This is a genomic window from Nostoc sp. CCY 9925 (assembly GCF_963920935.1).
Lineage (GTDB): Bacteria > Cyanobacteriota > Cyanobacteriia > Cyanobacteriales > Nostocaceae > Nostoc.
This window is the reverse complement of sequence record NZ_CAWUDO010000192.1, coordinates 1-7,601: the sequence shown is the minus strand read 5'-3', so window position 1 is coordinate 7,601 and position 7,601 is coordinate 1. Positions and strand designations below refer to the sequence as shown.

Here is a 7,601-nt window from a genome sequence, read left to right as displayed (position 1 = left end):
TTCTGATTCTTAATTGGTAGCAGTGAGATAATTTTATTCACGGCTGGGAATCAGAAGTTTTTTAGCTTGGCCTTCTGACCGCATTGCCTTCCCATAGCACTGGCTCCCCTACCACTATGCAATCCTTATTCCCCTACACCCCTTTGAACTATAAGTTTTGAGCTTTTAATGACGGTTAGCTTAATATTTTTTAACCGAATTCCCACTGCACTATACTTGACAACAATGCCTGCTTTAGATGATGACGATTCGTTTTTTGCAAGTCATAGCAGAAGCGAGAAATGTGTTGATATCCAAAGCTTGTGAATAAGTCGAGCACCCTGATACCTATACTTAATTGAAGATTCACTCGCTAAATTTCCTTTTCAATAGGAGAGTGCAATGTCTGGAGTATCTATATGTTTGTACTGGTGGCAAGGTCTAGGAATTGCGATCGCGAGTGCAATAGTCTTATATACAAATAGCGCGATCGCACAAATTACGCCAGATAACACTCTGCCAACTAATTCCAACGTTAGATTAGATGGCAATACTAGAGTCATTTCGGATGGAACCACAAGAGGCGCTAATCTGTTCCACAGTTTTCGGGAGTTTTCTGTTCCCACTGATCAAACAGCTTTCTTCAATAATGCACTCGATATTCAAAACATTTTCACACGAGTCACTGGCTCAAGTGTTTCAAACATTGATGGGTCGATTCGTGTGTTGGGTAAAGCAAACCTGTTTCTGATGAATCCCAATGGGATTATTTTTAGTAAAAATGCCAGTTTGAATATCGGCGGTTCGTTTGTTGCCACAACAGCGAATGCCATAGGATTTGGCAATCTGGGATTTTTCAGTGCCTCGAATCCAGAAGCACCTTCACCGTTGTTAACAGTAAATTCAAATGCCTTATTATTTAATCAAATTGCGGCAGCACCGATTCAAAATAGTTCGACTGCATCAGCAGGATCTACTCCTGGTGGCGAAAATGCATTTGGTCTGCGTGTCCCAAATGGTCGAAGTTTGCTGCTAGTAGGCGGCAATGTGAACATGGATGGTGGAAGATTGAATGCTTTTGGTGGACTCGTAGAGTTAGGTGGGTTAGCTAGTGCCGGTACAGTTGGGTTGAATGGCGATGGTAATAATAGTCGTTTGAGTTTTCCCGATAGTGTAGAAAGAAGCGATGTTTTCCTTAGCAATGGCGCTCAAGTAAATGTAACTGCTGGCGATGGTGGTAGTATCACAGTTAATGCCCGGAATTTAGAAATGACGGGAGAGAGTTTCCTGCGTGCAGGCATAGACACTGGACTAGGTTCTGATAATAGTAAGGCAGGAAATATTTCCGTTAATGCCACGGTCGCAATAAACCTTAACAATAAAAGTAAGATTACTAATCAAGTGGAAGCACAAGCAAGGGGACAGGGAGGTGATGTCAGTATCAGTGCTAGGACTTTAGAAGTTTCGGGTGGGGGACTGGTATCTGCTGACACTTCCGGTGTGGGCAAGGGAGGAAATTTGATTGTTGACGCCTCTGATGTGCAACTGATTGGTAAAAGCGCTGATGGTCAGTTTCCCATTGCCTTGGGTGCTTCTGCACAGCTAAACTCAACAGGAGATGCGGGTGATTTAACAATTAAAACCAATACTTTGCTAGTGCGAGATGGAGCACAGGTAAGTGCTAGAACTTTCGGTGCAGGCAAGGGGGGAAATTTGATTGTTGATGCCTCTGATGTGCAACTGATTGGTACAAGTGCTGATGGTCAGTTTCCTAGTGGCTTGTTTACTTCTGCACTGCCAAAATCAACAGGAGATGCGGGTGATTTGACGGTCAAAACCAATACCTTGCTACTGCGAGATGGGGCACGGGTAAATACTAGTACTTTCGGTACGGGCAAGGGGGGAAATTTGAGCGTTGATGCCCAAGATGTGCAACTGATTGGTACAAGCACTGATGGTCAGTTTCTTAGTGCCTTGTTTGCACAAACAAACTCAAACTCAACAAAAGATGCGGGTGATTTGACGGTTAAAACCAATACCTTGCTAGTGCGAGATGGGGCGCGTGTAAATACTAGTACTTTCGGTACGGGCAAGGGGGGAAATTTGAGCGTTGATGCCTCTGATGTGCAACTGATTGGTACAAGTGCTGATGGTCAGTTTCCTAGTGGCTTGTCTACTTCTGCACGGCCAAACTCAACAGGAGATGCGGGTGATTTGACAGTCAAAACCAATACCTTGCTAGTGCGAGATGGGGCACGGGTAAATACTAGCACTTTCGGTGCGGGCAACGGGGGAAAATTGAGTGTTGATGCTCAAGATGTGCAACTTATTGGTAGAAGTGCTGATGGTCGGTTTCCTGGTGGCTTGTTTGCACAAGCAAGCTCAAACTCAACAGGAGATGCGGGTGATTTGACAGTCAAAACTAATACCTTACTAGTACGAGATGGAGCACAAGCAGATACTGGCACTTCCGGTGCGGGTAACGGGGGAAATTTGAGCGTTGATGCCTCTGATGTGCAACTGATTGGTAGAAGCGCTGATGGTCAGTTTGGCAGTGGCTTGTTTGCACGAGCAAGCTCAAACTCAACAGGAGATGCGGGTAATTTGACAGTCAAAACCAATACCTTACTAGTACGAGATGGGGCAAGAGTAAGCGTGCAGAGTTCCAGAACAGGAACCGCAGGCAACATGACATTAAATGCTCGCTCTATCCGTTTAAACAAAAATGCCTTACTCATCGCCAATACAGGCAGCCCCAAAGTTGACCGGGATAGAGAACAGGCAACAATTAACATTAACTCAAAAGATTTAATCATGACTGGCAATAGCAACATCACAACCGATGCGAGAGGAGCAAACGTTAGAGGCGGCAACATCAATATTAATACCGATGTCCTGGCTGGCTTTGAAAATAGCAACATCACCGCTAAATCTGCTAACTTTCGTGGCGGGAATATCAGAATCAATACTAAAGGTATCTTTGGTATTCAGTTCCGGAATGTAGATTCCCGAAACACAAGCGATATCACCGCCACAGGGCGAACTCGCAGGTTGAGCGGTAATGTGCAAATCACTACACCTGATATTGACCCCACTCTCGGCTTAGTCGAACTCCCAATTAATTTAGTTGATGCTTCTAGGCAAATTTCCACCGCCTGCACTCCTGGAACTCGGCAATTCCAAAATACATTTGTGGCAACAGGACGCGGCGGACTACCCATAAGTCCCGCTGAACCATTACAAGATTCAACTACTTTATCAGATTGGGTGAGATTAAGGTCAAAATCAGAAAACTTGGCAAACACAACAACTCAGCCACAACCAACAGCAGTTTCAACTACTACCAAAATTGCTGCTAAAACTCCAATTGTGGAAGCTTCTGGCTGGGTAATTAATCCCAATGGCAACATAGAATTAGTAACACAAGTTCCTCAACTCAACCCCCACAGTCCTTGGCAAACACCTGCTTCCTGCCCGGTATCTCAGAGGTTGTTTGAAAAGTATTTTTGGTAACATTTAAACCTCAAAAACCTAACCCCCCTACCCCCCTTCCCTACAAGGGAATGGGGGTTTCAAAGCCTCTCTCCTTGCAGGAGAGAGGAATGGAAGTGAGGTTTTTGGTATACATTTTGACTTTTCAAACATCCTCTCAGGGAGGTGTGAAATATGGCAAAATTTCAGCTGCCAAAGCGAGTAATTAGATTTACGGTAACTCCCGTACTCCTATTTACCCTTGCTGTTTTCCTGACTATTACCCCTAGCACATTCGCTAAACAACAAAAAACAAATTTACCAGACAGATTTCACATCCAAACCAATAAACCCCCAGCTACAAAACCACAGGCACTTCTTGAGCAAGGAGAAGAGCTTTATCAAGCTGGACGCTTTACTGAAGCTGTAAATGTTCTACAACAAGCTGTCCGTACCTATCAGCGAGAAAGCAATAACCTCGCACAAGCCGCAGCGCTGACTAACCTTTGTCTTGTATACCAGCAACTCGGCTCCTGGAAAGAAGCTTATGCAACTATTGACAATAGCTTAAATTTGCTTGGCTGGGATGAGATAAATCAAAAGTTAAATGTCAACAATCCAAAATCTGAATTGTTAGAAATTCTTGCACAAACTCTAAATATTCAGGGCGAATTGCAACTAGCACAGGGACAAACTGATGCATCTATAAAAACATCACAACAAGCAGAGCAAATCTGGAAGAAATTAGGTGATACTGCTGGAGTAACGCGCAGCCGGATTAACCAAGCACAAGCCCTACGAGTTGCTGGTTTTTACCGCCGTAGCTTGAATATATTAGAGGAAGTATCCAAACAGTTACAAGCTCAACCTGATTCTCTTGTAAAAGTAACAGCTTTGCGATCGCTTGGCAATGTCTTACAACAATTAGGCGAACTAGAGTCATCCCAGAAAAACTTACAACAAAGCTTAAAAATTGCTCAACGTCTGCAACTGCCTCTAGAAATTAGTTTGACGGAATTTAGCCTCGGTAATACTGCTAGATCGTTAAGTAATATTAAAGATGCGATCGCTCATTATGAAAATGCTGCCAAAATTGCACCAAACCCTCTAGCCAAAGTTCAAGCCCTGATTAATCAGCTGAGTTTGCTGGTCAAAAACGAACGCATCACTGAAGCAAAGTCATTAATACCCACAATCCAATCTCAAGTCCCGAATCTGCCTAGCAATCAAGCTGGTATTTATGCACGAATCAATTTTGCTCAGACGCTAACCACAATTGGTAACAAAAAAGACATTGCAAAGATTCTGGCAACTAGTATTCACCAAGCCAAAATAATCCGTGATGAACGGGCCGAATCTTATGCACTGGGCAACTTGGGAGAAGTTTACGAGCAGAACCAACAATTGCCAGAAGCACAGGATTTAACGCAGCAAGCGCTGTTTCTAGCTCAAAAAATTGATGCCTCAGATATAGCTTATCGCCTTGAGTGGCAGTTAGGACGCTTACTCAAAGCACAGGGAAATATCGAAGCCGCCATATCTGCTTATGATGCTGCTGTAACAACTCTTCAGTCTCTTCGCAGCGATTTAGTCGCGGTTAATCGAGACGTGCAGTTCAATTTTCGCGATCGCATAGAACCTCTTTATCGGCAGTCTGTAGAGTTGATTTTACAAGAGAAAGGACAAGGAAAACCAGATTTAGATAAAGCACGACAGCGAATAGAAGCTTTGCAAGTTGCAGAACTTGACAATTTTTTTCGAGAAGCTTGCTTAAGTAACCAATTTGTGCTTCTAGACAAAGTAGTAGACCGCGACAACCCGAATACTGCTATTTTCTACCCGATTATCCTAGATAATTATTTACAAATTATTATCAAACTTCCCAAGCAACCGTTGATTCATAAAACTTCTCAAGTCAACCGTCAGCAAGTAGAGCAAGTTATTACAAAAATACGAGAGACAATAGTCGAACCTGATGCTAATCTGCAATTTCAAGCAGTTTCTCAACAGCTTTATAACTGGTTAATTAAACCAGTTGAAACAGACCTTAAAAATAGTAAAGTTAATACTCTGGTCTTTATTCCAGATGGGTTATTGCGAAATATCCCGATGTCTGCATTGTATGATGGCAGAGAGTATTTAGTCCAAAAATACTCTGTAGTTATTAGCCCCGGACTGCAACTATTTCCTCCCAAACCTCTAGGACAGAAAAAATTAAATGCCCTTGCTGGAGGACTATCGCAACCACCCAAAAATGAAAAGTTTGCAGCACTTCCCTACGTTAAAGTTGAACTGAAATTAATTCAGGAATCAGGGGTATCGACAACTACATTATTAGATAAAAATTTTACCAGTACGACTTTAGGAAAAACCATCAACGCTCAACCTTTTAAAGTTGTTCACTTGGCAACTCACGGGCAATTTAGCTCTAAAGCAAAAGACACTTTTATCCTAGCAGCTGATGGACGCATCAATGTGAGTGAATTAAATAGTTTGCTTAAAAGTAGAGAGCAAAAACTAACAGAACCAGTTGAATTACTTGTTTTGAGTGCTTGCGAAACAGCACAAGGAGATAACCGTGCTGTATTGGGATTAGCAGGAGTTGCCCTGCGTGCTGGGGCGCGGAGTACTCTAGCGTCTCTATGGCAAATTGGGGATGAATCCACTGCTTTGTTTGTTAGTGAATTCTACCATCAGTTAACAACTGGCAAAACTACCGCAGAAGCTTTACGGGAAGCTCAATTAAAGCTACTGTCTAGTTCGCAATACACTCGTCCTCTTTACTGGGCAACTTACGTGTTAGTTGGTAATTGGTTGTAAACAAACAGTTATTTTACCAGAGGAGCCGTAGCAACATTATCCAAATTGACAGATCTCAATAGACTTTGCCAATCGGAAGCAACAGATGTATCATGAGGATTCTTCTGGCGCATTTGTGCCAGCATAGTCAGAGAATCAAACCAAATACCTTCTTGTGCATAAATTGCAACCTTTTGTTGCGGATCGACTGCTGTTTCCAACTGCTGCATTATCCGAGAATCTAAATTGACTCTTTGAATGTCTCCTTCTACATAAATAGGAACACTCGCTGTTTGTTGTTGATTGCAAGGAACTTTTAAATACCAGTGATATGTTTTCCCTACTTGCAAGGATGCATTGGGTGGGAGAGAAACTCCGATGACACCAGGTTTTGGAGGTAGTGCGATCGCATTCCTATAAATATCGTTTTGTGCACTATCTTGTAAGATAAATTCAGCACTAGCTGTTAAATCCTGAGTGTAGGGAACGTAAAACCAAAAGGTTGGTCGTTCAGAGGTGGTTAGTCCCCCCACAATCGCTGAAATTGGTTTGTCTGTTTGTTTACTAACCTTTTGTTCTTGTTCCTCTCGCAACGGTACTAAAGCAGTGAGTTCAGTTGTCACCGCAGGACAATTATCCCGGCTACCCATTCCAGTTCTACGCCCAGAGATAGGACTTAACCGAGCAGGTGTTTTTGGCAAAACAAAAACTGGTCGAGAGTTACGCCCTTGAGGTGAAGTCCTACCTTTGGTTGGTTGTATGGGCTGCTTAGTCGTTGCTGGTTGTTTAGTTTGGGCTGTTACCTTTGCTGGATAATAGGTAACGCTGCTCAAAATCAGAGCAATTGTTAGCATCCATTTCATATTTCTCGATGCTAACACTACAAACGCATAGATATCCCTAGACATTTCACCTCCTATTAAAAAGGAAATTTGGAATCCCCTATCATGTATAGTTATCAGCATAATCAACTTATGTTATGCACAATACTTCGAACAAAATTAGGCAGCAATAACGCCGTAAGCTCCTAGGTTTTGGTAGTTAGGATGGGATTTAATTACAGTCGGTGAGAGACCTAACGTTGAAATAAAGGTGTCGAGCAAATGGTCATTGAGTGCTCGTCGCTTGACACTCGCCATTGAAAAGACAAAAGGTTTTTGACCCAACTGCTGTCGATGAGCATCGAGCTTGGCAATATTAAGGGCAGCAAAACTGGCATTAAAATGAAAGTCAAACTTTTTAACCCACATTCCGCGCTTCAAAAGTAGCATAAAGCACTACAGACTTGTTTTCGGATATATAGCAGAAGGCAGAAGGCAGGAGGCAGGAGGTAAAAGTATTACTATTCCCAA

Annotated in this window: 4 protein-coding genes; 2 read left to right on the top strand and 2 right to left on the bottom strand. The window is 42.7% G+C overall.

Annotated elements, in window-relative coordinates; genetic code table 11:
• Positions 1-381: 381 nt before the first annotated feature.
• Complete coding sequence (locus ACM0OY_RS38790) at positions 382-3,492, top strand: filamentous hemagglutinin N-terminal domain-containing protein (protein WP_414574029.1); 3,111 nt, start codon at positions 382-384, stop codon at positions 3,490-3,492.
• 153 nt (positions 3,493-3,645) lie between these two features.
• The gene (locus tag ACM0OY_RS38785; RefSeq protein ID WP_414574028.1) at positions 3,646-6,270 is read left to right on the top strand and encodes a CHAT domain-containing protein; all 2,625 of its coding nucleotides are present in this window, start codon (positions 3,646-3,648) and stop codon (positions 6,268-6,270) included.
• Positions 6,271-6,278: 8 nt separating this feature from the next.
• On the opposite strand, the gene ACM0OY_RS38780 is transcribed toward ACM0OY_RS38785, so the two are convergent.
• Together ACM0OY_RS38780 and ACM0OY_RS38775 are read right to left on the bottom strand one after the other, a co-directional pair.
• Positions 6,279-7,157: a DUF928 domain-containing protein gene (locus tag ACM0OY_RS38780; protein ID WP_414574027.1), complete on the bottom strand. Its 879-nt coding sequence runs from the start codon at positions 7,155-7,157 to the stop codon at positions 6,279-6,281.
• A 93-nt stretch (positions 7,158-7,250) separates the two neighbouring features.
• The gene (locus tag ACM0OY_RS38775; RefSeq protein WP_414574026.1) at positions 7,251-7,499 is read right to left on the bottom strand and encodes a hypothetical protein; all 249 of its coding nucleotides are present in this window, start codon (positions 7,497-7,499) and stop codon (positions 7,251-7,253) included.
• Positions 7,500-7,601: the final 102 nt, after the last annotated feature.

Excerpts from the sequence above, each read along its gene's own strand:
- ACM0OY_RS38780 (WP_414574027.1), bottom strand. The coding sequence starts at position 7,157 with ATGTCTAGGGATATCTATGCGTTTGTAGTGTTAGCATCGAGAAATATG.
- ACM0OY_RS38775 (WP_414574026.1), bottom strand. The coding sequence starts at position 7,499 with ATGTGGGTTAAAAAGTTTGACTTTCATTTTAATGCCAGTTTTGCTGCC.
- ACM0OY_RS38790 (WP_414574029.1), top strand. The coding sequence starts at position 382 with ATGTCTGGAGTATCTATATGTTTGTACTGGTGGCAAGGTCTAGGAATT.
- ACM0OY_RS38785 (WP_414574028.1), top strand. The coding sequence starts at position 3,646 with ATGGCAAAATTTCAGCTGCCAAAGCGAGTAATTAGATTTACGGTAACT.